Annotated in this window: 21 protein-coding genes; 18 read left to right on the top strand and 3 right to left on the bottom strand. The window is 63.3% G+C overall.

All coding sequences use genetic code 11. The features are described from left to right. Positions 1–25 precede the first annotated feature (25 nt). Positions 26–1,045 (top strand): aliphatic sulfonate ABC transporter substrate-binding protein, encoded by a 1,020-nt coding sequence (locus tag AC0L2U_RS25535; RefSeq protein ID WP_128289801.1) that lies wholly within the window; start codon positions 26–28, stop codon positions 1,043–1,045. A gap of 57 nt (positions 1,046–1,102) precedes the next feature. Here the strand turns inward: AC0L2U_RS25535 and AC0L2U_RS25530 are convergent, their stop codons facing one another. After that, positions 1,103–2,131, bottom strand: coding sequence for a LacI family DNA-binding transcriptional regulator (locus AC0L2U_RS25530; protein WP_127396597.1), 1,029 nt, complete (start codon positions 2,129–2,131; stop codon positions 1,103–1,105). A 336-nt stretch (positions 2,132–2,467) separates the two neighbouring features. On the opposite strand from AC0L2U_RS25530, the gene AC0L2U_RS25525 reads away from it, so the two are divergent. The 15 genes from AC0L2U_RS25525 to purU all read left to right on the top strand — a co-directional run bounded on the left by AC0L2U_RS25525 (position 2,468) and on the right by purU (position 17,655). Further along, entirely contained in the window at positions 2,468–4,081 is a 1,614-nt protein-coding gene (locus tag AC0L2U_RS25525) for an extracellular solute-binding protein (protein WP_127331050.1), read from the top strand. Between the two features lie 81 nt (positions 4,082–4,162). Continuing rightward, positions 4,163–5,023, top strand: a complete 861-nt coding sequence (locus AC0L2U_RS25520) for a carbohydrate ABC transporter permease (protein WP_127269508.1) — start codon at positions 4,163–4,165, stop codon at positions 5,021–5,023. Continuing rightward, positions 5,020–5,979 (top strand): carbohydrate ABC transporter permease, encoded by a 960-nt coding sequence (locus AC0L2U_RS25515; protein ID WP_127331046.1) that lies wholly within the window; start codon positions 5,020–5,022, stop codon positions 5,977–5,979. The genes AC0L2U_RS25520 and AC0L2U_RS25515 overlap by 4 nt, the downstream gene beginning before the upstream one ends. Beyond that, a complete protein-coding gene (locus AC0L2U_RS25510) occupies positions 5,976–7,070 on the top strand; it encodes an ABC transporter ATP-binding protein (protein WP_127809914.1) in 1,095 nt (364 codons plus the stop codon). Before AC0L2U_RS25515 ends, AC0L2U_RS25510 begins: the two co-directional genes overlap by 4 nt. Positions 7,071–7,272: 202 nt before the next feature. Beyond that, positions 7,273–8,334: an ABC transporter ATP-binding protein gene (locus tag AC0L2U_RS25505; RefSeq protein WP_127267577.1), complete on the top strand. Its 1,062-nt coding sequence runs from the start codon at positions 7,273–7,275 to the stop codon at positions 8,332–8,334. A 35-nt stretch (positions 8,335–8,369) separates the two neighbouring features. Next, positions 8,370–9,455, top strand: coding sequence for a Gfo/Idh/MocA family protein (locus tag AC0L2U_RS25500; RefSeq protein ID WP_127317899.1), 1,086 nt, complete (start codon positions 8,370–8,372; stop codon positions 9,453–9,455). A 55-nt stretch (positions 9,456–9,510) separates the two neighbouring features. Beyond that, positions 9,511–10,425: a sugar phosphate isomerase/epimerase family protein gene (locus tag AC0L2U_RS25495; RefSeq protein WP_127317901.1), complete on the top strand. Its 915-nt coding sequence runs from the start codon at positions 9,511–9,513 to the stop codon at positions 10,423–10,425. A 67-nt stretch (positions 10,426–10,492) separates the two neighbouring features. Then, positions 10,493–11,437 (top strand): sugar ABC transporter substrate-binding protein, encoded by a 945-nt coding sequence (locus AC0L2U_RS25490; protein WP_127382086.1) that lies wholly within the window; start codon positions 10,493–10,495, stop codon positions 11,435–11,437. Positions 11,438–11,498: 61 nt separating this feature from the next. Next, entirely contained in the window at positions 11,499–12,500 is a 1,002-nt protein-coding gene (locus AC0L2U_RS25485; RefSeq protein WP_473602815.1) for an ABC transporter permease, read from the top strand. Continuing rightward, entirely contained in the window at positions 12,497–13,279 is a 783-nt protein-coding gene (locus AC0L2U_RS25480) for an ATP-binding cassette domain-containing protein (protein ID WP_473602858.1), read from the top strand. The genes AC0L2U_RS25485 and AC0L2U_RS25480 overlap by 4 nt, the downstream gene beginning before the upstream one ends. Positions 13,280–13,295: 16 nt before the next feature. Next, positions 13,296–14,477 (top strand): aldose 1-epimerase family protein, encoded by a 1,182-nt coding sequence (locus tag AC0L2U_RS25475; protein ID WP_292681334.1) that lies wholly within the window; start codon positions 13,296–13,298, stop codon positions 14,475–14,477. 49 nt (positions 14,478–14,526) lie between these two features. Next, positions 14,527–15,609, top strand: a complete 1,083-nt coding sequence (locus AC0L2U_RS25470) for a fatty acid desaturase family protein (protein ID WP_245486817.1) — start codon at positions 14,527–14,529, stop codon at positions 15,607–15,609. An 18-nt stretch (positions 15,610–15,627) separates the two neighbouring features. Beyond that, positions 15,628–15,942: a MocE family 2Fe-2S type ferredoxin gene (locus AC0L2U_RS25465; protein ID WP_013530832.1), complete on the top strand. Its 315-nt coding sequence runs from the start codon at positions 15,628–15,630 to the stop codon at positions 15,940–15,942. A 34-nt stretch (positions 15,943–15,976) separates the two neighbouring features. Then, on the top strand, positions 15,977–16,777 hold the full coding sequence (locus AC0L2U_RS25460) for a 3-methyl-2-oxobutanoate hydroxymethyltransferase (RefSeq protein ID WP_128364684.1): 801 nt from the start codon (positions 15,977–15,979) through the stop codon (positions 16,775–16,777). Next, complete coding sequence (gene purU / locus AC0L2U_RS25455; RefSeq protein WP_128364683.1) at positions 16,774–17,655, top strand: formyltetrahydrofolate deformylase; 882 nt, start codon at positions 16,774–16,776, stop codon at positions 17,653–17,655. Before AC0L2U_RS25460 ends, purU begins: the two co-directional genes overlap by 4 nt. A gap of 9 nt (positions 17,656–17,664) precedes the next feature. Here purU and AC0L2U_RS25450 read toward each other — a convergent pair whose 3' ends face one another. Both AC0L2U_RS25450 and AC0L2U_RS25445 read right to left on the bottom strand, forming a co-directional pair. Then, positions 17,665–19,146 (bottom strand): HAL/PAL/TAL family ammonia-lyase, encoded by a 1,482-nt coding sequence (locus AC0L2U_RS25450; protein WP_292136757.1) that lies wholly within the window; start codon positions 19,144–19,146, stop codon positions 17,665–17,667. Continuing rightward, entirely contained in the window at positions 19,143–20,144 is a 1,002-nt protein-coding gene (locus tag AC0L2U_RS25445; protein WP_473602814.1) for an ornithine cyclodeaminase family protein, read from the bottom strand. The genes AC0L2U_RS25450 and AC0L2U_RS25445 overlap by 4 nt, the downstream gene beginning before the upstream one ends. Before the next feature lie 121 nt (positions 20,145–20,265). On the opposite strand from AC0L2U_RS25445, the gene AC0L2U_RS25440 reads away from it, so the two are divergent. Both AC0L2U_RS25440 and AC0L2U_RS25435 read left to right on the top strand, forming a co-directional pair. Further along, a complete protein-coding gene (locus AC0L2U_RS25440; protein WP_292136751.1) occupies positions 20,266–21,699 on the top strand; it encodes a DHA2 family efflux MFS transporter permease subunit in 1,434 nt (477 codons plus the stop codon). A gap of 270 nt (positions 21,700–21,969) precedes the next feature. Then, on the top strand, positions 21,970–22,774 hold an 805-nt coding region (locus AC0L2U_RS25435; RefSeq protein ID WP_292634573.1), incomplete at its 3' end, for an ABC transporter permease.

Raw genomic sequence — 22,774 nt, 5'->3', positions numbered from 1 at the left:
ATTCCAATCAGGAAGGATTTTTCCCATGCCCAACATTCCATTCGACGCCCTTCGCCGGCTGCTGCTGAAGGGCGCTATTGCCGTCGTCATCGGCCTTGGCGGCATGCCTGCCTTCGCGCAGGACAAGCCTGAAATTATCCGCATCGGCAGTACCGCGCCGGGGCATCTCAAATTCATCCTCGCCCAGAAGGACGGCTGGTGGGAGAAGGAGTTCGCCAAGGACGGCATCAAGGTCGAACTGGTGACTTTCAATGGGGGTTCGGAGGCGACGACCGCGCTGGCCACCGGCGCGATCGAGTTCACCTATACCGGCAACAATCCGGCGCTGCGGGTTGCTGCGTCCGGCGCCGACGTCAAGCTGATCGGCCTGTCGAGTTATGTGAAGGCCGGCGGTTCCTACATCGTCGTCAAGACCGACTCGCCGTTGAAGACGCTGCAGGATCTCAGGGGCAAGAAGGTCGCCTATCTCACCGGCACGGTGCGGCATTCGAACTTCAGCAAGGCACTGAACAGCGTCGGCCTGACCATCAATGACGTCGAAGGTCTGAACCTGCCGTTCGAGGCATCCGGCCCGGCGTTGCTGCGCGGCGATATCGACGCCATTGTCGAGACCGATTCGACGGCGGCCAAGCTGGTCGACGCCGGCGAGGCGCGCGTCCTGTTCGACACCAGCACTCATCCGGAATGGAACGTGCCCAACGTCATCTCGGTCAACGGCGCCTTCGCGGCGAAATATCCCGATCTGGTCAAGCGGCTGCTGAAGGTCGATATCGAGATTTCGCGTTGGGCCGATGCCCATCCAGACCAGACGATCAAGACCTTTGTCGAGGCCACCAAGTCGTCGGAAAAATCCGTCCGCAAGACCTACGCCGACGGGGTGTTCCATCAGGATCCGAAACTCACGGACGACGCGATCGCCGCCTTGCAAGGCGAGGAGAAATTCATGGCCAGCGCCGGGCTCCTGAAGGGCTCGATCGACTATGGCAAATGGGTCGACAAGAGCTTTGTCGATGGCGCCGCGGCTGAAGTCGCTGCCGTCCAATAGACTAGAAGCATCGAGCGGGGCGGGCGCTTTGCCGCGCCGCCCCGTTCGTCTGGTTCGTCAAATCTCCGGGATGTTCTCCTTGAAGATCACCTGCAGCCTTGGCTGGTGCAGTTCATAGGGCAATCCCCGGACCGCATGGATCAGGGTGTTGAGCGCTTCGCGGGCCTCGACGCGCGGGTTCTGGTCGATGACCGCGTCGAGCGTGCCGTCGAGCAGAAGGTCCTTGGTGCCGTCCGTCACTTCGTGACCGAGGAAGACCATGGATTGGGCGCGGCCGCGCTCCTTGAGCGCGCGGGCGATACCGGTGTTGCCGGCGCCGACATTGTAGATCGCGGCAAGGTCGGGGTGCCGCTCCAGCAGGGCTGATGCCTCCGAATAGGCCTTCTCGCGATCGTCGAGCATTTCGCGCATCTCGACGATCTGCAGATTGGGTGATTCCTCGGTCAGCACGTGGCGGAACCCCATCTCGCGTTCTTCGTGGCCGCGATAGGACAGCGAGCCGGCGAACAGCGCCACCTTGCCCGGACGCCCCGATCCCATGAAGCGGTTGAGCAGATAGCCGGCCAGCCGCCCGGCGGCGCGGTTGTCGATGCCGATATACGCGACCCTGGGCACATGCAGGATGTCGGAAGCGATGGTCACCACCTTGATGTCGTTGGCCGACAGGGAGCGGATCGCTTCGCGCACCGTCGGATGGTCGAGTGCGATGACGCCGACGCCTTGCGTCTGTCCGCGCAGATCCTGCAGCAGGCGAGCGAGCCGGTCAGGATTGAAGCCCTCTATGGTGGCGATACGAACATCGAGGTCGGGCCGCGCCAGAGCCTGTGCCTCGATGTGGCGGTGCAGCATCTTGATGAAGGAATTGGTGCCGGCCGGCAGGGCGAAGTCGAGCCGGATGACCTCGCCGGGCGAGGGCCGTGGCGGCGTGCCGTTCGGGCCTTCGGCGATGTAGCCGAGGCGCTGCGCCATTTCGAGCACGATTTCCCGCGTGCGCGCCCGTACGCCGGGCCGGTTGTTGAGCACGCGGTCGACGGTGGCGGCCGAGACGCCGGCCTCCCGGGCTATGTCAGTCAGGGTGGAACGCACCGTCTTTCATCTCCTGCATGCGTCGGATCGGCTGGTGACGGCTTCCGCGTCATCGGCGATTCTGATGGGAAATGATGTATCCGCCCTTGGCCGATGTGCAAGCCGCCGGGCTAAATCAAATGGTCCGGCAGGGGTGCGCAGGGCCGGGAAGGGTCGGGTGCCCTCAAATTGAGGCATCCGGCTTGACGGATGGATCCCGTTTTTGTGCATTTCCTTGCCCTATTGCGATGTTATGATGTGTTTTGATTATTTATGATGTTGACAGCCTTGCCATGCTGTCGTCAATATCCCTCATAAGGGTCGTGGAGGAAACGTGGCCCTGAGGGAGGAGTTTCAATGTCTGACTTGATCCGCATCTCGCGGCGCCGGCTGCTGGCATCTGGAGGAAAGGCGGCCGTCATGATGGCCGCTGCTGGTATCGCACCCCAATTCATTCGTCCCGGCCGTGCCTATGCGGCCGACGCGCTGGCGCCAGGCATGATCGGCGGCCCGACGGGCTTCGAAGGGGCCGAGCGCTACCAGTATGGCGCCGATACGCCGGAAGGCCGCGCCATCGAGGCGGCGAAGGCGCTGAAGGGCGCCGGCAAGGCGCCGACCAAGATCGTGCTCGGCCTGTCCGACGGCTCGATCGGCCAGCTCACGCAGCCGTTCCCGGCCGGTGCGCCGTCGATCAAGGAGCTGTGGGAAAAGGAAACCGGCATCGCGATCGAAATCGTCGGTCTGCCGAACGGCCAGGAATTCACCAAGACGATGCAGGACATCTCCACCAAGGGTGGGGCCTACGACATCTACTCGACCGAATGGAACCGCCTCGGCGACCTCGCCGAAACCGGCGGCATCGCCAAGCTCGACGACTTTGTCGCGCAGCATAAGCCTGAATGGGACGATCCCGTCAGCGGCTATGTCAACGGCGCCAAGGGCGTGTCGCTGCTCAACAAATACCGCGGCTCGAACTATGGCGTGTCGCTGGACGGCGACTTCCAGACCTGGGTCTACCGCACCGACCTGTTCGGCGACGAAGCCGAGAAGAAGGCCTTCAAGGACAAATACGGCTACGATCTGGCGCCGCCGAAGACCTGGAAGCAGCATGGCGACATCGCCGCCTTCTTCCAGCGACCGGACAAGGGCCTGTTCGGCTCGACCGACCTGCGCAACCAGGGCTGGGGCTACACGAACTGGTACCAGCGCTATGTCTCGATGGCTTCGCCCAACCAGTTCCTGTTTGGCGATGACGGCAAGCCGATGATCAATTCCGAGCAAGGCATCGCCGCCACCAACGAATATGTTGCTTCGCTCGCGCATCATTCGCCGGATGCGATCTCCTGGGGCTGGCCGGAGCAATATGGCAACTTCGCCAAGGGTGGTGCGGCGATGACCTGCGCCTTCTCCAACCTGCCGAAATTCCTCGACAATGCCGGCAACAAGGATTCAGCCGTCACCGGCAAGATCGGCTCGATGCTGCCGCCCGGCCGCGAGATCGGCGGCAAGCTGATCAGCCGTTCCGTGCTGTGGTTCTCGCTGACCGGCATGGTCTCGTCGCAGTCGAAGAACCAGGAGGTCGCCTACCTCCTGCTGCAATGGCTGGGCTCGGCCCGCATCTATGCCTGGATGAGTGCCAACCCCGGCGGTTATCTGGACCCGTTCCGGCTTTCGGACTTCTCCGATCCGCTGGTGCGCCAGACCTATCATGCCTACCACATGGACGTCGTGCGCGAGACGGTCGCCCGCACCGTGCCGACCATCAACTATCCCGGCGCGACAGCCTTCCACAATGCGCTCGACGAGAACCTGATGGCGGCGCTGACCAAGGCCAAGACATCGGAGCAGGCGATGGCCGACACCGAGGCAGAGTGGAAAAAGATCGCCCGGCGCACCGGCGAGGACAAACTGCTCGAAGCCATCAAGACCAACAAGGAGGCCTGGCCGACAGTTCTCGATCCAATCGTCTGATCCTTCTCCCTGGATCATATCGAAGGAGGGGAGGAGCCTACTTCTCCCCTCCGCCCACAACGCCACCAGCAAAGCCGCCAGATGAAGCGTTCCGTTCCTTTCCTGATATTCCGCTATGCCGCGATCTTCGCGGCCATGGCGGTGACGCTGGTGCCGATCCTGTGGATGGTGTCGATGGCGTTCAAGCCGATCGCCGAATGGTCGGCGACCGGCGCCGAACTGACCTGGTGGCCGAAGAACCCGACGCTCAGCAATTTCCGTTTCGTCTTCGGCGAGTCGACCAACAATTTGATCGTCGCGCTCGACCGTAACGCGCTGAAGCCGATCCTCGCATCGCTGCTGTCGGCGGTTTTCGGCACGGTGATCGCCATGTCGGCGGGCACAGCCGCGGCTTATGGGCTGTCGCGTTTCGGCTCCGGCCAGAACCTGCCGCTGGCGCTGATCCAACTCAGGATCTTTCCGCCGATGGCGGTCATGATCCCGGTGATGATCATGTGGGCTTTCCTCAACTTCACCGACAGCTGGTGGGGCCTGGCGCTGATCTACGGCATCGTCACCTTGCCGTTCGCCTTCTGGCTGATGAAGACCTTCTTCGACGACATGCCGCGCGAGATCGAGGAGGCAGCGCTTGTCGAAGGCTGTTCGCGGCTGCGCGTCTTCACCCGCATCACGCTGCCGATGATGCGCGCGCCGCTCGCAAGTGCCGCGCTCTTCGTCTTCATCCTCAACTGGTCGGACTATCTGATCGCGCTGCTTCTGACGACGCGCGAATGGGTGACGATCCCGGTCTACATGGCCTCGCTATCCTCCTCGATGACCGGGCAGCTCTATGGCGCCAAGGCGGCGCTTGGCCTGATCGCGGCCGTGCCGCCGGTCATCATGGGCATCGCCATCCAACGCCATCTGGTGCGCGGGTTGACGTTCGGGGCGCTCAAGCAATGAGCGCGGTGACTGCCATGACGTCCAAGGATGAGATGAAAGCCGTCGGAGCAAAGCCGGTTTCGCGCGATGAGGGCGCAAGGCTGGGTTTCCGGCTGACGCTGCCTGCGCAGATCCTGGTGCTGTTCATCTCGGCCTTCCCGCTGTTGATGCAGCTCTACATCAGCGTCACCGACTGGTCGCCCCTGTCGGGCACCGGCTGGTGGAACGCCTGGTCGATGTGGAACAGCTTTGCCAACTACACCGATCTCGCCGCCGACGCGCGCTTCTGGAGCGCGCTGAAGCGTACGGTCATTGTCATGATCGTCTGCGTGCCGGCGGAATTCCTGCTTGGGCTAGCGCTGGCGACGCTGTTTGCCGACGATTTCCCGGGCAAGCGCGCCTTCTATTCGATCCTGCTGATGCCGATGATGGTGGTGCCGGCGGTGGCCGGCTACATGTTCTTCATGCTGTTCCAGTCGGGAGGGCCGGTGAACGACATCTTGTCGGCGCTCACCGGATCTCCCGTCACCATCGCCTGGCTGTCGGATCCGACTCTGGCGCTGATTGCGGTGATGGTCGCCGACATCTGGCAATGGACGCCGCTGATGTTCCTTATCCTGCTTGCCGGCCTGGTCGGCGTGCCGGAGGACCAGATCAAGGCGGCGACGCTGCTCGGCGCCAATCCGTGGCAGCGCTTCGTCACCATCGTGCTGCCGAAGATGAAGACGATCATCATCATCGCGCTGGCGATCCGGGTAATCGAGAACTTCAAGATCTTCGACACGCTCTACATCATGACCGGAGGTGGCCCCGGCGTCGCCACCGAAACCATCTCGGTCTACATCTACAAGCTCACCACGCAGGATTTGATCTGGGGCTATGTGGCGGCGATCGCGCTGGCCATTTTGGTCGTGCTGTCGATCGTCGCGGTGTTTGCCATGAAGCGCATGGCGCGGGCACGCGAGGTAGCGGCATGAGCGCGATCCACTTGCAAAACCTGGTCAAGAAATTCGGCGACTTCACCGCGCTGAAGACCATGGATTTGGCAATTGCCGATGGCGAGTTCATGGCGCTGCTCGGCCCGTCGGGCTGCGGCAAGTCGACGACGATGAACATGATCGCCGGCATGGAAGAGCCGACCGGCGGCAAGATCCTGTTTGGCGAGCGTGACATGGCCGGCGTGCCGATGGGCCGGCGCGGCGTCGGCTTCGTCTTCCAGAACTACGCCATCTTCACGCATATGACGGTGCGCCAGAACCTTGCCTATGGACCAAAAATGCGGGGGGCTGCCAAAGCCGAGATCGATCGCCGCGTCGGCGCCATCGCCGAGATGCTGCAGCTTTCGCCGCTGCTCGACCGCAAGGCCGACAGGCTGTCGGTCAATATATTGCAACGGGTGGCGATCGGCCGCTCGGCGATCATGGAGCCGGCGATCTTCCTGCTCGACGAGCCGCTGTCCAATGTCGACGCCGCTTTCCGGGCCGTCATGCGCACCGAACTGAAGCAGCTGCAGCGGCAGTTCCGCCAGACCATGGTGTATGTCACCCACGATCAGCTCGAGGCGATGACCATGGCCGACCGCATCGCGGTCATGGATCATGGCGTGCTGCAGCAGGTCGGCACGCCGCTCGAGGTCTACAACGATCCGGCCAATGTCTTCGTCGCCCGCTTTATCGGTGCGCCGGGCATGAATCTGCTCAAGGGCAGGCCAGCGGAGAGCGACCGCGGACTGGTCGTCGATCTCGGACCGCTGGGCGTCACGCCGCCGCTGCCGGGCGAACTCGCGATGGCCATGCGCGGTGCGCGCGGCGAGGTGCTTTACGGATTCCGGCCTGAACAGGCGACGTTGGTGCAGAATGGGCAGGGGCTCGCAATGCCGGTGACCTTTGTCGAACGGATCGGTGCGCGCACCATCGTTCATCTCGGCCAGGGCGAGGCGGCTGTGAAAACGGTGTTCGACAATGATGTCGGACTGGCTATCGGCGACACCGCTGTCATCGCCCCCACTACGTCGTCGGTGCGCGTCTTCGACGCCGCTACCGGCCGCGCCATGAGGGTGGGAGGCTGAGATGTTGGTCCGGCAAATTTTCGCAAGTTGGCGCCGCCCCTCACCCTTACCCTCTCCCCGTGTAGAGACGGGGAGAGGGGGGCGTCATCGTTGGAGCTTCTCCCTTCTCCCCGTCCCTATACGGGGAGAAGGTGCCGGCAGGCGGATGAGGGGCGGCGCCGGCGTTCGCTACCTGTCACTGATCCGTGGAGCGACCTGAGCCATGGCCGATATCGTCTTCCGTAATGTGACCAAACGCTACGGCAATACACTCGCCGTCGATGACGCCTCGTTCACCGTTAACGACAATGAGTTCTTCTGCTTCTTCGGTCCGCCGCTGTCGGGCAAGTCGACGATCCTGCGCCTGGTGCTCGGGCTGGAGACACCTGACACCGGCGAAATCCTGATCGGAGGCAGGCCGGTCAACGCGATGTCGCCGGCCGAGCGCAACGTGGCGATGGTGTTCCAGAACCTGGCGCTGTTCCCGCATATGAGCGCGCTCGAAAATGTCCGCTTTCCCCTGGTCGAACGCCGGGTCGCGGAGACCGAGATCAAGCGGCGGGTCACCGACGTCGCGGCGAAGCTGCATATCGGCCATATCCTGCACAAGCCGCCGGGACAGCTTTCGGGCGGGGAGCGGCAGCGCGTGGCGATCGCGCGGGCTCTGGTGCGCGATCCCAATGCCTATCTGATGGACGATCCGATCTCGGCGCTAGACGCCAGGCTGCGCGAGGAAACGCGCGTCGAGCTGAAGCGCATCCAGCGCGAACTCGGCAAGACGCTGATCTACGTCACGCATGACCAGGAAGAGGCGATGTCGGTCGCCGACCGCATCGCTATCCTGGAGGACGGCAAGATCAGGCAGATCGGTACGCCGGCAGAGATTTACGACCGCCCGGCCAGCACCTATGTGGCAAGGCTGCTTGGTTCGCCGATGATGAACATCCTCAGATCGGCGCGCGGCGAGGGCGGTGTCGAAGCGGCTGAAGGCACGATTCGCATCGACGACAAGACAGCGCCCGCCGACGCCGTGGAGATCGGGCTGAGGCCGGAGGACATCAAGGTTAGACCGTGGGCGGATGGGGGCCCGGGCCGCCCGGCGCGAGTGTTCGAGGTCGAGCCGCTTGGCGGCTATACCGTGGTGACGCTCGCTGCCGGGCAGGCGCGGCTGAAGGCATTGCTGCGCGGCCAGCCCGACATCCGGCCGGATGCCATGGTGGCGATATCCTGCGAGCCGGCCAGAGTGCATTATTTCGAACAGAGCGGCGGAGCGTTGGCACGATGACGGCCGCCGCAAGGAAAGAGTTTCGGGAGGAAGAGATGGGAAGCAAAGGCTTCGAGCCGGACGTGAAGGTCCGCACGAAGGAATACAAGATCGGCTGCGTCGGCGCAGGCATGATCATGGCCGAGTGCCATCTCGCCGCCTACAAGGAAGCTGGGTTCCCGGTGGTGGCAATCGCCTCGCGCACCAAGGCCAGCGCCGAGAAGGTGGCGACGCGCTGGGGCATTCCGACCGTCCACGACACACCGGAAAAACTAATCGAGGACGAAAATGTCGAGATCATCGACCTTGCTTTCCCGCCCGACCTGCAGCCGGCGCTGATCCGTCACGCGCTGAAGCAGAAGCACATCAAGGCGATCCTGGCGCAGAAGCCGTTGGCCTTGTCGGTCGAGGAAGCGGTCAAGCTGCGTGACGAGGCGGCCAAGGCCGGCAAGATCCTCTCGGTCAACCAGAACATGCGCTACGACCAGTCGATGCGCGTTTTGAAGCAGATCATCGACAGCGGCGCGCTGGGCGACATCGTCTTCGCGCAGATCGACATGCACGCCATCCCGCACTGGCAGAGCTTCCTCGAGGACTATGACCGGCTGACGCTCGCCAATATGAGTGTGCATCATCTCGACGTGCTGCGCTTTCTGTTCGGCGATCCCGACGAGATCACCACGCTGACACGCAAGGATCCGCGCACGACATTCGACCATTCCGACGGCATCACCGTGTCGACGCTGCGCTTCCCGTCCGGTGTGCTTGCCGTGTCGCTGGAGGATGTCTGGTCCGGTCCGCGTCAGGATGGCTACAAGGACGACCAGCACATCAACTGGCGCGTCGACGGCAGCAAGGGGGTCGCGAAGGGCACCATTGGCTGGCCGACGGGCGCTGCCTCGACGCTGACCTATGCCTCGACCGAGACGACCGGAGGCGAGTGGGTCAGTCCGAGCTGGGACACGATGTGGTTCCCGCATGCCTTTATCGGGGTGATGGAGCAGCTCCAGCACGCGGTGAAGACCGGCACACCGCCGGCGCTGTCGGTCGCCGACAACGTCAAGACCATGGCGCTGGTCGAGGCGGGTTATCGCTCGATCGACGAGGGCCGCACGGTCAAGCTTTCCGAAATCGCTACCTGATCACCGCAACTGAAACACCAGACAACTGAATCGCTTACAGGGAGGAATTCACACCATGATGCAGGCAGGTATTTTCACGGGCTATTTCCCGTACGGCCTCGAAGAGACGGCGAAGAAGATCCGTGGCCACGGTTTCAACACCGTGCAGCTCGACCTTCATTTCAAGGATATCGACCTGTCGGCCGGCCAGATCACCAAGGATAAGGCCAAGAAGGTTCGCGACACGTTCCGTGCCCACGACCTGCCGATCTGCTGCATCTCGGGCTACACCAATGTCATTCATCCCGACCTCGCGCACCGCAAGGCGAATGTCGATCGGCTGAAGGAAATCATCCGCAACGCCCGCCAGCTCGGCAGTCCTTACGTGATCTCGGAGACCGGTACCTACAACACCGAGAGCGAGTGGATGAGCGATCCCAAGAACAAGTCCGAAGAGGGTTTTGAGATGTGCCGCAAGGTGATCTCCGAACTGGCGCAGGAAGCCTATGACCACGGCTCAATGTTCCTGCTCGAAACCTACGTCAACAATGTCGTCGGCTCGGTCGAGGAAACGGTGAGGATGTTCGCGCAGGTCGACCATCCGGGCCTCGGCCTGCTGATGGATCCGACCAACTACTTCGAAAGCCACAACATCGACCAGATGGACAAGGTGCTGAACCAGGTGTTCGACACGCTGGCCGACAAGGTCAAGATCGCGCATGCCAAGGATGTCGCACGAGCCGGCGACGACAAGAGCGAGAAGCATGCGGACATCGGCGATGACGACGCGCTGGCCTCGCACACCTTCCGCGGCGTTGGCGAGATGGTCCTCAACGCGCCGGGCACCGGCTCGCTGAACTACGACCTCTATCTGCAGCGCCTGTCGCAGAAGAACCCGAACATCCCGGTGATCATCGAACACCTTTCGGAAGACGACGTGCCGAGGGCCAAGAAATTTCTCGACGACAAGTTCCGCGCCAACGGTCTCTGACCAGCTGTGCGCCGCCCTTTCCCGGCGGTGCATCCGGCTTGGAAGCAACAACAAGGGAGGAATTGCAGTGTTGAAATTCGGATTGAAACTGGCAGCGGCCGCGACTGTTTTCGCGGGCATCGCATTCGCCTCGCCGGTAATGGCGCAGGATGGCCAGAAGACGTTCTACCTGCTGTCGCATGGCGGCCCGTCGGATGCGTTCTGGCTGGACTGGAATGCCGGCGCAACCAAAGCCTGCGACCAACTCAAGGTTACCTGCAAGATTTCCTTCAGCGGCGGCGACATGGCGGCGCAGAAGGAGGCCTTCAATTCCGCGCTTGCGGCCAAGCCCGACGGCATCGCCACCACCTCGGCCCAGCCGGGCCTGTGGACCGAGGAAGTGAAGGCTGCCAAGGCGGCCGGGATCCCGATCGTGTTCTTCAACACAGACGATCCGGCGACCGGACGGCAGGCCTATGTCGGCGCCGATCTCAAGGAGGCGGGGGTCATCTGGGCCAAGTATCTTGTCGACCACAAGATGGTGAAGCAGGGCGACAAGGTGTTCCTGCCGGTGGAAGTGCCTGGCGCCAGCTATCAGCAGCTGGAGACCGAAGGCATCGCCAGCGTCTTCGATCCGTTGGGGATCAAATATGATGTGGTCGATTGCGGCACCGACCCGGCCGGCATCATTGCCAAGATGACCGACTATATGGTGGCCAACAATCCGCCGGCGATCATCGCGCTCGGCGATTCCGTCGCGGCCAGCGTCAAGCGGGTGTTCGACGGCGCCGGTGTGCCGGCCGGCAAGATCCCGGTCGTCGGCTGGGGCAATTCGAAGGAAACCGCGGAAGCCGTGAAGTCCGGCTTCGTCAACGCGGCCGCCTGGCAGTTCCCGTCTGCGCAAGGCTTCATGCCGGTGGCGCTGCTCGGGCTCGCCGCGTCGGGCGAACCGATCGGCTACGACATCCATACTTTCAGCCTCTACGACGCCTCGAGCGTCGAACCGATCCTGAAACTCTACGACACGAAGTGAAAACCGGTGCCCGCGGCGCAGGCCGCGGGTACCATTTCAAAGCATGGTTCAAGCAGTCATGATGATCGCCGCAGAAGACGAAATGCCTGTCGGAAAACGCAGCTCGAGCCTTATGCGCTCGCCGCAATTCTCCTCGCTCATCATCCTCATTGTCCTGCTCGCGGTGTTCGCCATCGCCGATGCCAATTTCCTGTCGCCGCTCAACATCTCCAACATGATGGCGTTCCTCCCCGAGCTCGGCATTATCGCGCTCGGCATGACGCTGCTTCTGACGGCGGGCGAATTCGACCTGTCGGTTGGTGCCGTGTTCGGGCTGGCGCCGGTCGTCGTCATGCTACTGGTGCAGAACGGAGGCGTCGATATCGGCATCGCGCTTCTGGCCGGGCTTCTGCTGTGCATCGCCATCGGCGCCATCAACGGGCTGATCGTCACCAAGATCGGCATTTCGTCCTTCCTGGTCACGCTGTCCATGCTGCTCGTGGTGCGCGGGGCGGCGCTCTACATCACGCAGGGCTTTCCGCTGAAATCCTGGGACCAGCCAGGCTTTTTCGTCACGCTGCTGGCCGGCAGCTTCAATGTCGGGTCGTTCCGGTTCTACACCTCGCTGTGGTGGTTCATCGGTCTCTCGCTGCTGGCGATCTACGTGCTGCGCTATGCCAAGCTCGGCAACTGGATCAGCGCCATCGGCTCCAACCGGAACGCGGCGGTGGCGCGCGGCGTGCCGGCGGACGCCGTCAAGGTGTGGCTGTTCATCCTGACTTCGGTCCTTGCGGGACTGGCCGGCATGATCAGCGCCTTCCGCATCTCGGCCGCCTCACCGGTGGCCGGCACCGGCTATGAGCTCGAAGTGATCGCCATGGTGGTGGTCGGCGGCACGGCGCTGACCGGCGGGCGCGGCACGATCCTCGGCACCATCGTCGGCGCGCTGATGCTGCGCGCGATCCGCAACGGCATCGTGCTGATCGGCGTGCCGGGCCTCGCCTACAACATCTTCGTCGGCCTCATCATCCTCGCCATGCTCATCCTGCACGCTTTGCTGCAGAAGAACGCTGCAAGGGGCTGATCATGGAAGTTCTCCGGCTGCAGAATCTGCAAAAATCCTTCGGCAGCGTTCGGGCGCTGAAGAATGCGTCCTTTGCCCTCAAGGAGGGCGAGGTGGTGGCCTTGCTCGGCGACAATGGCGCCGGCAAATCGACGCTGATCAAGGCGATTTCCGGTGTGTTTCCGATCGACCGTGGCGACATCTATGTGCGCGGCGATAAGGTCTCGATCCGCTCGACGCGCGATGCGATGGACCTCGGCATCGAGACCATCCACCAGGATACGTCTCTGGCGCCGGATCTCAGCATTGCGCGCAATCTTTTCCTTGGGCGCGAACCGGTCAAGCTGAAATGGCTGGGCGTGTTCGCGCCGCTCGATTTCGCCAAATTGCGCGATGCGGCGTCGGCGCTGTTGAAGCGCGTCGGCATCTCGAAAAAACTCGACGCCGATGCGCTGGTCTCGACGCTGTCGGGTGGCGAGCGGCAGTCGATTGCGATTTCTCGCGCCATGCAGTTCTCCGCCAAGGTCATCATCCTCGACGAGCCGACCAACAATCTCGGTGTCGAGGAAACCCATGGCGTGCTGCGCTTCGTCAAGGAGGTGCGCGACGCCGGTCATTCCGTGCTTTTGATCACCCACAACATCCACCACGTGTTCCAGGTCGCCGACCGCATCATCGTCATGCGCCGCGGCGAGATCGTCGCCGAGCAGACGGTTGCCGATACCGATCTCCTGACCGTGGAGAGCATCATCACCGGCGCCGACATGTCGGCCCTGCTGAAAGAGACGAGAGCGAAGTGAAGAAGTTGGCCGTCACATGGTAGAACTCTACGGCAAGACGCTTTCGCGCCGGCAGGTGTCGGAACGTTCGGGCATGCTGTCGCAATTTGCCGGCGTGCGGCTGATGACGCTTGGCGACGGAGTGGAACGCGGCATCCGCATGCTGGAGTTCCGTACCGGCACGGGGCTGCGCTTCACGACCCTGGTTGACCGGGCGCTCGACATCGCCGACTGCGACTTCAAGGGCCAGGCGATCGGCTGGCATTCGCCGAGCGGTTTTCGCCATCCCGGCCTGCACGATTATGAGGGGGAAGGCGGGCTCGCCTGGGCGCGCTCGTTTTCAGGCCTGCTTGTCACCTGCGGCCTCGACCACATATTGGGCCGCGAAGAGGTGCCTGCCGATAGCTACAACTACCCGGGCAAGAAGACCGTGATCCATTCGCTGCATGGTCGCGTCGGCACCATTCCAGCGCGGTTGACCGGTTATGGCGAGGCCTGGGATGGCGACCGCTGCGTGCTTTGGGCCGAAGGCATCGTTCAGCAATCGGCGGTGTTCGGCGAGGATTTGCATCTGATCCGGCGTATCGAGGCCAATGTCGGCGGCAACGAGATCCGGCTGTCGGACCGCGTCGTCAACCATGGCTTCAATCGCACGCCGCACATGTATTTTTACCACGTCAATGTCAGCCACCCCTTGCTCGACGAGGGTTCGCGTTATCTGGCGCCGATCCGCGACGTCGTCTGGGCTGGCCATGCAGGCGAACGCTACGAGGCGCAGAAGGTCGGCTACCGCACCGTGCCGGCGCCGCGACTGGGCTTCAGCGAGCAGGTCTGGCAGCATGAGATGGCGGCCGACGCCAATGGCGAGGTGCCGGTGGCGGTGGTCAATGACGGCATAGGGCTTGGCCTGGAAGTGATCACGCGCAAGGATCAGCTGCCTTGCGCCTACCAATGGCAGAATTTCCAGGCAGGGCAGTATGCGCTGGGCATAGAGCCCTCGACACACCATGTCTTGGGCAATCTCGCGGCGCGCGAGCGAGGCGAGATGATTTGGCTGGAGCATGGCGAAGGCCGTTCTTACGACGCGGTGTTCCGGGTGCTCGACGGCGCCGGCGCGATCGCCGCGGCCGAAGCAAAGATCGCGTCGATCGCCAGGCAGCCGCAACAGGATTATCCTGTGCCGTCGGGCAATTTTCCGGGATTGGCGGACAGGGCATGATGCGAAACGAATGCTCCGGCTGGCGGGCCGGAAATCGGAGGTCGATGTGATGGAGAAAAAGCGTGACTACAGCCTGGTCGGGGAAAGCACGCGCATCGCGATCGAGACTGGTCTGGCCTCGGCCGAGTGGTATCACACCGATGTGCCGCGCAAGGCGATGAAAGAGCTGATGCAACGCTCGGACGGGCCGGCGATCCGCGACACGATCATCTGGATCGTTGCCATATTGGGCTCTGCCGCCGGGATCGTCTGGTTCTGGGGCACGTGGTGGGTGGTGCCGTTCTTGCTCGTCTATGGCGTGCTCTACGGCTCGTCCAGCGACTCGCGCTGGCACGAGTGCGGCCACGGCACCGCCTTCCGCACGCGCTGGATGAACGATGCCGTCTACCAGATCGCCAGCTTCATGCTGATGCGCAACCCGGTGACCTGGCGCTGGAGCCATGCCCGCCATCACACCGACACGATCATCGTCGGCCGCGACGCCGAGATCGCGGTGATGCGTCCGCCGGACCTGCTACGCGCCGCACTCGCCTTCACCGGCATTCTCGATTTCCGCTATTCGCTGCCGACGCTGGTGCGCAATGCGTTCGGCAGCATCTCGCCCGACGAGAAAAGCTTTATCCCCGAGATGGAACTTCACAAGGTGGTCACAGCCGCGCGCTGGCATGTCGCCATCTATGCCGCGGCGATCGTGCTGGCGCTCTATCTGTGGTCGTTCCTGCCGCTGGTGCTGATCGGTCTGCCGCGCCTCTACGGCAGCTGGCACATGGTGCTGACCGGCCTGCTGCAGCATATTGGCCTGGCCGATAATGTCACCGACCACCGGCTGAACACGCGCACCGTCTACATGAACCCGATCAGCCGCTTCATCTACTGGAACATGAACTATCATGTCGAACACCACATGTTCCCGATGGTGCCGTATCACGCGCTGCCGAGGCTGCATGAATTAATCAAGCACGATCTGCCCGAGCCGAACCCTTCGATGTGGCATGCCTATCGCGAGGTCTGGCCGGTGCTGCTGAAGCAGCTTCAGTACGAGGACTATTTTCTCAAGCGTGAATTGCCGCCGACGGCCAAGCCATACCGGGACGAGTTCCATGCGCTGACCGTTCCGGCGGCGGCGGAATAGAGTTGCAGGAGACGAGAGATGGCCGACTGGGTTGAAGCGTGCGGCGTCGACGATGTCGAGGAAGAGGATGTCATCCGCTTCGATCATGGCGGCCGTACCTTCGCCATCTATCGCAGTCCCGATGACGAGTACTTCGCAACCGACGGGTACTGCACGCATGAGAAGGCGCATCTGGCCGATGGGCTGGTGATGGACGACATCATCGAATGCCCCAAGCACAATGGCCGCTTCAACTACAAGACGGGTGTGGCCCGAGGCGCACCGGTGTGCGTCAATCTCGCCACCTATCCAGTGAAGGTCGAGGCTGGCAAAGTGATGATCCAGATCGGCTGACCTGCCGCCGAATGCAACTGAGGGAACCCTGTTGATGAGCCGAAAAAGACCGACGGTGGCGGATTTGCGCGCCATGAAAGGCAAGCGCCAGCTGACCATGTTGCGCGTGCTGACGATGGACGAGGCAGAGGCCGCGGAGCGCGCAGGGGTCGACATCGTCTCGGTGCCGCCCGAACTGGTGCTCAACCCGCAATACCGGGACGCCGCCCCCAGCCTGTTCACCATGCCGGGAGACAATTTCTACGAGATCGGAACGGCGGACGATTTCGTGCGCTGGGCTTTCCGGCTCTACAAGGCCGGCGCCGACGCGGTCTATTGCAGCGCCGGCTACGCCACCATCAAGCGGATGGCGGACGACAATATCCCGGTGATCGGCCATGTCGGCCTCATTCCTTCCCGCGCAACCTGGACCGGCGGCTTCAAAGCCGTCGGCAAGACCGCCGACACCGCCATGGATATCTTCGCGGCGGTCAAGCAGCTGGAGGCCGCCGGCGCCATCGGCGCCGAGATCGAAGTGGTGCCGGTCGAGGTCGCCAAGGCGATCTCGGAACGCACATCGCTGATCATGCTGTCGATGGGGGCGGGCACCGGTTGCGATGCGCAATATCTGTTCGCCGACGACATCCTCGGCCAGAACCGGGGCCACATGCCTCGCCATTCCAAGGTCTATCGCAATTTCGCCGCCGAATATGATCGTTTGCAGGCCGAGCGCATCGCCGCGTTCTCGGAGTATGTTACCGATGTCAACAGTCTCGCCTATCCCGAAGACAAGCATGTGGTGCATATGGATCCGGCTGAGCTCAGCCTGTTCATGAAAAGGGTCGACAGGGCGTGAAATCTCAAGACAATAATGCGACGGACGACGCCGCGCCGGTTCATATTCTTACGCTTTCCTGCGAGGACCGGCCGGGGATCGTCGCCGCCGTCACGGCGGAGCTTGCCGCGACCGGCGCCAACATCGCCGAAAGCAGCCAGTTCTGGGACCGGCAGACCAATCGCTTTTTCATGCGGATCGCCTTCATCAGCCCGCCAGGCTCGACCAGGGACAGCCTGGAGCGGGCCTTGAAATCAAGCGTCGACCGCTTCGGCATGAAGACCGCGCTCGTCGATCAGGGGCGCCGCCCGAAGATCATCGTCATGGTCTCCAAGTTCGACCATGCGCTTCTCCATCTGCTGTACCAGATCAGGGTCGGCTGGCTGAACGCGGAGGTTGCCGCCGTCGTCTCCAACCACGAGGATGCCCGCCGCTTCGCCGAGTTGGAAGGCATTCCCTATCACCATTGGCCGACCACCAGGGAGAACAAGGCCGAACAGGAACAGAAGCTGCTGGACCTGGTGCAGCGGACAGGGGCCGAACTGGTCATCCTGGCGCGCTACATGCAGGTCTTCTCGAAAGGCCTGTCGGACCGGCTGTTCGGACGGGCGATCAACATCCACCATTCCTTCCTGCCGAGCTTCAAGGGCGCCAAGCCTTATCACCAGGCCTTCGACCGCGGCGTCAAGCTGATCGGTGCGACGGCGCATTACGTCACCTCCGACCTCGACGAGGGCCCGATCATCGACCAGGAGACCGAACGCGTCACCCACGCGATGAGCGCCGAGGATTTCGTTGCAGTCGGGCGCGACATCGAAAGCTGGGTGCTGGCGCGCGCGGTCAAGCTGCATCTCGAAGCCCGCGTCATGCTCAACGGCCACAAGACCATCGTCTTCTGAGAAGCCACGTCAGGCCGGCCAACTGCCGCCGGCGAGCGCGGCGTAAAGCGTCTCGGCGTCGATACCGAGCGGCCGGTCCTCTTTCAGCATGGGGACGAGCGAGCGTATCGCCGTGTGAATTGCGGCGGTGCGTGGCGCCAATGTGAAGCCGTCGCGCAGGTCGATGGCCTGTGCGGCGGCCATCAATTCGAAGGCGATCAGGCGGCGCCACAGCGCAATCATCCCGGCGCATTTTGCCACCGCCAGAGGCGTCTGCGTGGCGTGATCCTCGACTCCTTCCGACACGGCCAGGAAGTCGAGCATCACCGGATTGGCCTTGTGGCGGATGGCGGCCAGGATCGACGTCACCGTCTTCTGCAGCGGTACGAGGCCGGCCGAGGCGCCGCCGACCGGCGACAGATATTTCGGCACGCCATTGCGGCCCGAACCGGTGAGCTGGATGAAGCGGGCTGCACTGGCCGCGGCACATTGGGCGATCGCCAGGCCGAGCGTCTCGAAGGCGAGCGCCAGCGAGGCTGTGTGGAAATTGCCGGTCGACAGCACCAGCTCATCATCGCCCAGCACCAGCGGATTGTCGGCGGCGGCGTTCAGTTCGATCTCGACAGCCTGTCTCGCCTGGCCGACCGCCTCGATCAGCGCGCCATGGATCGACGGCATGCAGCGGATCGACAGCGGGTCCTGCAAGGTGGTCGGCGCCGGCGCCTCGTCGCGGACGAGCAGATCGTGCAGCACCTTGGCTGCTTGCTGCTGGCCTGCCGCCGGACGCGCCATATGCAGGCGCGGATCGAGGATGGTGCGGTTGGCGCCAAAACCTTCCATGGTCAGCGCGCCGGCCTGCTGCTGCTGGGCAAGGGCGGACAGCGCATCCGTCACCGCAAGCGCGCCGCTGCCGGCGGATACCGCCGAGGCGTTGATCAGCGACAGGCCGTCCTTGGGCGCCAGGCTGATGGGGGCGAGGCGCGCCATCATCAGCGCCTTGGCTGCCGGCATGCGACGGCCCTGATAGTCGGCTTCGCCTTCGCCGGTGAGCATGCGGGCGAGTGCCGTCATCAACACCAGGTCGCCGGCGCCGATCGAGCCGAGCGACGGCATGACGGGATGGACGCCGGCATTGAGCGCGTCGACCAAAGCGACGAAGACGGAAGGCGACAGGCCGGAGCCGCCGACCGAGAGCATCGCGGCGCGGGCGGCCATGGTTGCCCGCACGGCTTCGACCGGCAGCACCTCGCCGACGGCGCCGCTGCGTCCTTCAAGCAACTGGCGCTGGAAGGCGCCGGCGTCGCCGTCGACCGCGGTGCCGAGATTGGCGCCGAGCCCGGTGTTCAGGCCATAGATCTTCTGGCCGGATGCGGCGGCTTGGTCGAGCACTTTTCGTGCCTTTTCCAGCCTGCCGATGACATCGGGTCCAATCTCCACCTTGCGCCCATCGCGGGCGACCGCAGCGACATCGTCAATACCGACACCGGTTCCGGTGAGGACGAGCGCGCTCATGCGAAGCGCAGCCGCTGGCCGATGCCTTGCACTGGGGCCTTGGCCAGCATCGCCTTACCCAGCGCAATGTCGGACAGCGACAGGCCGCGATGCCAGAACAGGATCGTTTCGGCGTCGCTTTCGCGCCCGGCTTTCAGACCGGCGGCGATCTGGCCAAGCTCGGCATGCAGCGTCTTCTCGCTCAGCCGCCCGGTCTCGACATGGGCGCGCAGCGAGCCGAACTTGCCGCCCTTGCACTGGCCCCAATCGTCGACGACGATCTTCTGCATAATATCGGTCAACGACAGTTCCACCGCGCTCATCGTGCCGTAGGGCACGACCAACGCGCCGGGCTTGATCCATTCGGTCTTGAGCAATGGCTGCGGCTCCGGCAACCGCGAGGCCTCGACGACAATGTCGGCGCCCTCGATGCAGCTTTTCCAGTCGGCGACCGCCGTCACCGTCTTGCCGAGATCGGCGGACAGTCTGGCGGCAAAACCGTCGCGGCTTTCCGGGCGGCGCGAATGGACGCGGATCTCGTCGAAATCGAAGAGATAGTCGAGCAGGCGGACATTCCAGTAGGCGGTGCCGCGCGCGCCGATATGGGCCAGCACTTTGGAATTCTTTCGCGCCAGATGCCTGGCGCCGATGGCGGTGACGGCGCCTGTGCGCATGTCGGTGATGACGGTGGCGTCGAGGATGGCGCGCGGCGCGCCGGTGCGCGGGTCGAACAGGTTGAGGATGCCGAATTCGGAAGGCAGGCCATGCAGGTAATTGTCGACATAGTCGCCGACGATCTTGACGCCGGCCGTGTCGAGCGGCGCGACGTAGCCGCGCAAGACGTTGAAATGGCCGTGGAAGGACGGGTCCGGCTCAAGATGGACGCGCGGTTCGACCACCGTCTGGCCCTTGCCTTGCGCCACCAGGCCAGCCTCGACGGCGGCAATGATTTCGCCATCGGTCATGGCAAGGGCGTCGATGTCGAGGGCATTGAGGTAGTCGATGTAGATGGGCTTCATGTTACGCGGACACTTTCCTCGACCACCCCGTTCATCCCATAGCAGGCCAAGGCGGGACACGAAAGTTTGTTGCGAGGTCTCTGGACGCCGCCGGTGAGATGCTGTTCAAACCGGTTCCGTCATGACAGCCGTTCCCGAGACCGCAACCTTATCCGAAACGGCCACCAATGCGCGGCGCGTGGCGCTGATTGTCGCCATCGCTTTCTTCATGCAGTTTCTGGATTCGACGATCATCTCGACCTCGCTGCCGCAGATGGGGGCTTCCTTCGGCGTGTCGGCGGTGGCGATCAGCATCGGCATCACGGTCTACATGCTGACCATGGCCGTATTCGTGCCGCTGTCGGGCTGGCTCGCCGACCGGTTCGGCGCACGTAACATCTTCCTGCTGGCGATCGTCCTGTTCACCCTGGCCTCGCTTGCCTGCGGCGTCTCGCAAAACCTGACCCAGTTCGTCGCCGCACGTGTCGTGCAAGGGCTCGGCAGCGCGCTGATGACGCCGGTCGGGCGCATCCTGGTACTGCGTAATGCGTCGAAGTCGGAGCTGCTGAACGCCACGGCACTGATCACCTGGCCGGCGCTGTTTGCGCCGGTGATCGGGCCGGTGCTCGGCGGCTTCATCACCACCTATCTGTCCTGGCACTGGAATTTCTTCATCAACATCCCGCTTGGCGTGGTCGGGTTGGTGCTGGTCGCCCGCTTCATTCCGGGCGATCGCGAAGCCGACCCCAAGCCGCTCGACTGGCCGGGTTTTTTCCTGACATCGGCGGGGCTTGCCTTGCTTCTCTATGGCCTTGAACGCATCGCGCACCCGGAGGACGGCGTTCTTCCGACGGTGCTGCTGGTCGTAGCCGGCATCGTCATCGGCTGGCTGGCGGTGCGGCATCTCAGGCGCGCGCCGCATCCGCTGCTCGATCTCTCCTCGTTCAAGGTGCTGACCTTCGCCATCTCGACGCTCGCCGCCGGCACCATTTTCCGGGTGGCGATCAACGCCACGCCATTCCTGTTGCCGCTGCTGTTCCAGGTCGGCTTTGGCCTCTCGTCCGTCGATGCCGGCTTGATGATCCTGGCCTATTTCCTCGGCAATCTCGGCATGAAGACGGTGACGACACCAACGCTGCGCCGTTTCGGCTTCCGGTCGGTGCTGGTCGTCAACGGCCTGATCGCTTCGGCGGCGATCATGGCATGTGCTGCGATCTCGCCGCAGACGCCACAGGTGCTGGTGGTGGCGCTGATGCTGATCGCCGGCCTGTCGCGCTCGATGCAGTTCACCGCGCTCAACACACTGGCCTTCGCCGACATCGATGCGGCGCAACGAAGCTCGGCGGCGACGCTGTCCTCGATGCTGCAGCAGGTGGCGATGTTGTTCGGCGTCGCGGTGGCGGCGGCGATCCTCAATTTGTCGCAGATCGCCAGGGACCGGCCGGCCCTCGATCTTGTGGATTTTCGAGTAGCCTTCCTGGCGATCGGCGCCATCGGGCTGGTGGCGGCGTTGCGTTTTCTCGTGCTGCCGCCAGGTGCGGGCGCGGAGGTTTCCGGCCACTCGCCGGGAAATTGAGATCGATTTTTCCGCCTGATGCGGAGATAAATTCCGTCTTGTCCTTTCGCCTTGGTGCAGCCTTTTCGCGAGTGGCGGCTATGGCGCAAGCAATTGCCAAAAGTGCAGAGTTTTCCGAGCATTGCGCCAGCTTCGGCAATCGACGCGTCCATTTGGTAAATATCGCTGCCGGCCGGGGTTCCGAGCGCGGATTCATTTGACGAACCGGCGTTGGGCCGATTAGCGTTCTTTCCCAGGGATGGCAGCGCTGCCATCGGGGCAAACGCAGACATGAACACGATCGGCTGGCCGAATTTCAGGAGCCTGAATCAGGAAGGCATTGTCTTTGCCATAGCGGTGGTGCTGTTCGTTACAGCGGCCATAGGCCTGCCGGGTTTCATCGATCCCAACAATCTCGTCGCCATCGTCCGCTCCGTGTCGGTGCTGGGCATCCTTGCGCTCGGCATGGCCGTCGTCATCATCGGACGCGGCATCGACCTCTCCGCCGTGGCGATCATGGCGATGTCTGTCGCCTGGTATCTGCAACTTCTGAATTCGGGAACGCCGGACGGGCTGGCCTTCGCCTATGTGCTGGCCGGTGTGCTGGCCATCGGCCTGCTCAACGGCTTTCTCGTCGCCTATGCCGATGTGCCCGCGATCTTCGTGACGCTGGCGACAGGCTCCTTCGTCTTCGGCTATGTGCGCTCGCAGCTGATCACGCAGGATGCGGTGCCGGTGCCGCAGGGCCATTGGGTCGAGCTGCTCGGCGGCCTGCGCTTCCTCGATATTCCGGTCGAGGTGTTCGTCTTTGCCGGCCTCGCCTTCCTCTTCTTCCTGTTCCTGCGCTACACCAAATGGGGCCGCTACATCTACTTCGCCGGCGACAATCCGGTTGCCGCCCGCAACATCGGGATTCCGGTGCGGCCGATGCTGGTGCTGCGCTATGTGCTTTCCGCTTTCGTCGCACTGGTCGCCGGCCTGCTGACGGCGGCGAGCCTGCATTCGATCAACACCCGCGTCGTCAATTCGACGCTGCTCTACGACATCGTGCTGGTCGCCGTGATCGGCGGCATCGGCCTTTCGGGCGGGCGGGGCG

It is taken from the genome of Mesorhizobium sp. WSM4808 (genome assembly GCF_055811675.1).
The sequence above is the reverse complement of the archived record's forward strand: the minus strand, read 5'-3'. Positions and strand labels throughout refer to the sequence as shown.

What these genes read in the sequence shown, in the direction of transcription:
- AC0L2U_RS25535 (WP_128289801.1), top strand. Translation starts at nt 26, where the DNA reads ATGCCCAACATTCCATTCGACGCCCTTCGCCGGCTGCTGCTGAAGGGC.
- AC0L2U_RS25525 (WP_127331050.1), top strand. Translation starts at nt 2,468, where the DNA reads ATGTCTGACTTGATCCGCATCTCGCGGCGCCGGCTGCTGGCATCTGGA.
- AC0L2U_RS25520 (WP_127269508.1), top strand. Translation starts at nt 4,163, where the DNA reads ATGAAGCGTTCCGTTCCTTTCCTGATATTCCGCTATGCCGCGATCTTC.
- AC0L2U_RS25515 (WP_127331046.1), top strand. Translation starts at nt 5,020, where the DNA reads ATGAGCGCGGTGACTGCCATGACGTCCAAGGATGAGATGAAAGCCGTC.
- AC0L2U_RS25510 (WP_127809914.1), top strand. Translation starts at nt 5,976, where the DNA reads ATGAGCGCGATCCACTTGCAAAACCTGGTCAAGAAATTCGGCGACTTC.
- AC0L2U_RS25505 (WP_127267577.1), top strand. Translation starts at nt 7,273, where the DNA reads ATGGCCGATATCGTCTTCCGTAATGTGACCAAACGCTACGGCAATACA.
- AC0L2U_RS25500 (WP_127317899.1), top strand. Translation starts at nt 8,370, where the DNA reads ATGGGAAGCAAAGGCTTCGAGCCGGACGTGAAGGTCCGCACGAAGGAA.
- AC0L2U_RS25495 (WP_127317901.1), top strand. Translation starts at nt 9,511, where the DNA reads ATGATGCAGGCAGGTATTTTCACGGGCTATTTCCCGTACGGCCTCGAA.
- AC0L2U_RS25485 (WP_473602815.1), top strand. Translation starts at nt 11,499, where the DNA reads ATGATCGCCGCAGAAGACGAAATGCCTGTCGGAAAACGCAGCTCGAGC.
- AC0L2U_RS25475 (WP_292681334.1), top strand. Translation starts at nt 13,296, where the DNA reads ATGGTAGAACTCTACGGCAAGACGCTTTCGCGCCGGCAGGTGTCGGAA.
- AC0L2U_RS25470 (WP_245486817.1), top strand. Translation starts at nt 14,527, where the DNA reads ATGGAGAAAAAGCGTGACTACAGCCTGGTCGGGGAAAGCACGCGCATC.
- AC0L2U_RS25465 (WP_013530832.1), top strand. Translation starts at nt 15,628, where the DNA reads ATGGCCGACTGGGTTGAAGCGTGCGGCGTCGACGATGTCGAGGAAGAG.
- AC0L2U_RS25460 (WP_128364684.1), top strand. Translation starts at nt 15,977, where the DNA reads ATGAGCCGAAAAAGACCGACGGTGGCGGATTTGCGCGCCATGAAAGGC.
- AC0L2U_RS25450 (WP_292136757.1), bottom strand. Translation starts at nt 19,146, where the DNA reads ATGAGCGCGCTCGTCCTCACCGGAACCGGTGTCGGTATTGACGATGTC.
- AC0L2U_RS25445 (WP_473602814.1), bottom strand. Translation starts at nt 20,144, where the DNA reads ATGAAGCCCATCTACATCGACTACCTCAATGCCCTCGACATCGACGCC.
- AC0L2U_RS25440 (WP_292136751.1), top strand. Translation starts at nt 20,266, where the DNA reads ATGACAGCCGTTCCCGAGACCGCAACCTTATCCGAAACGGCCACCAAT.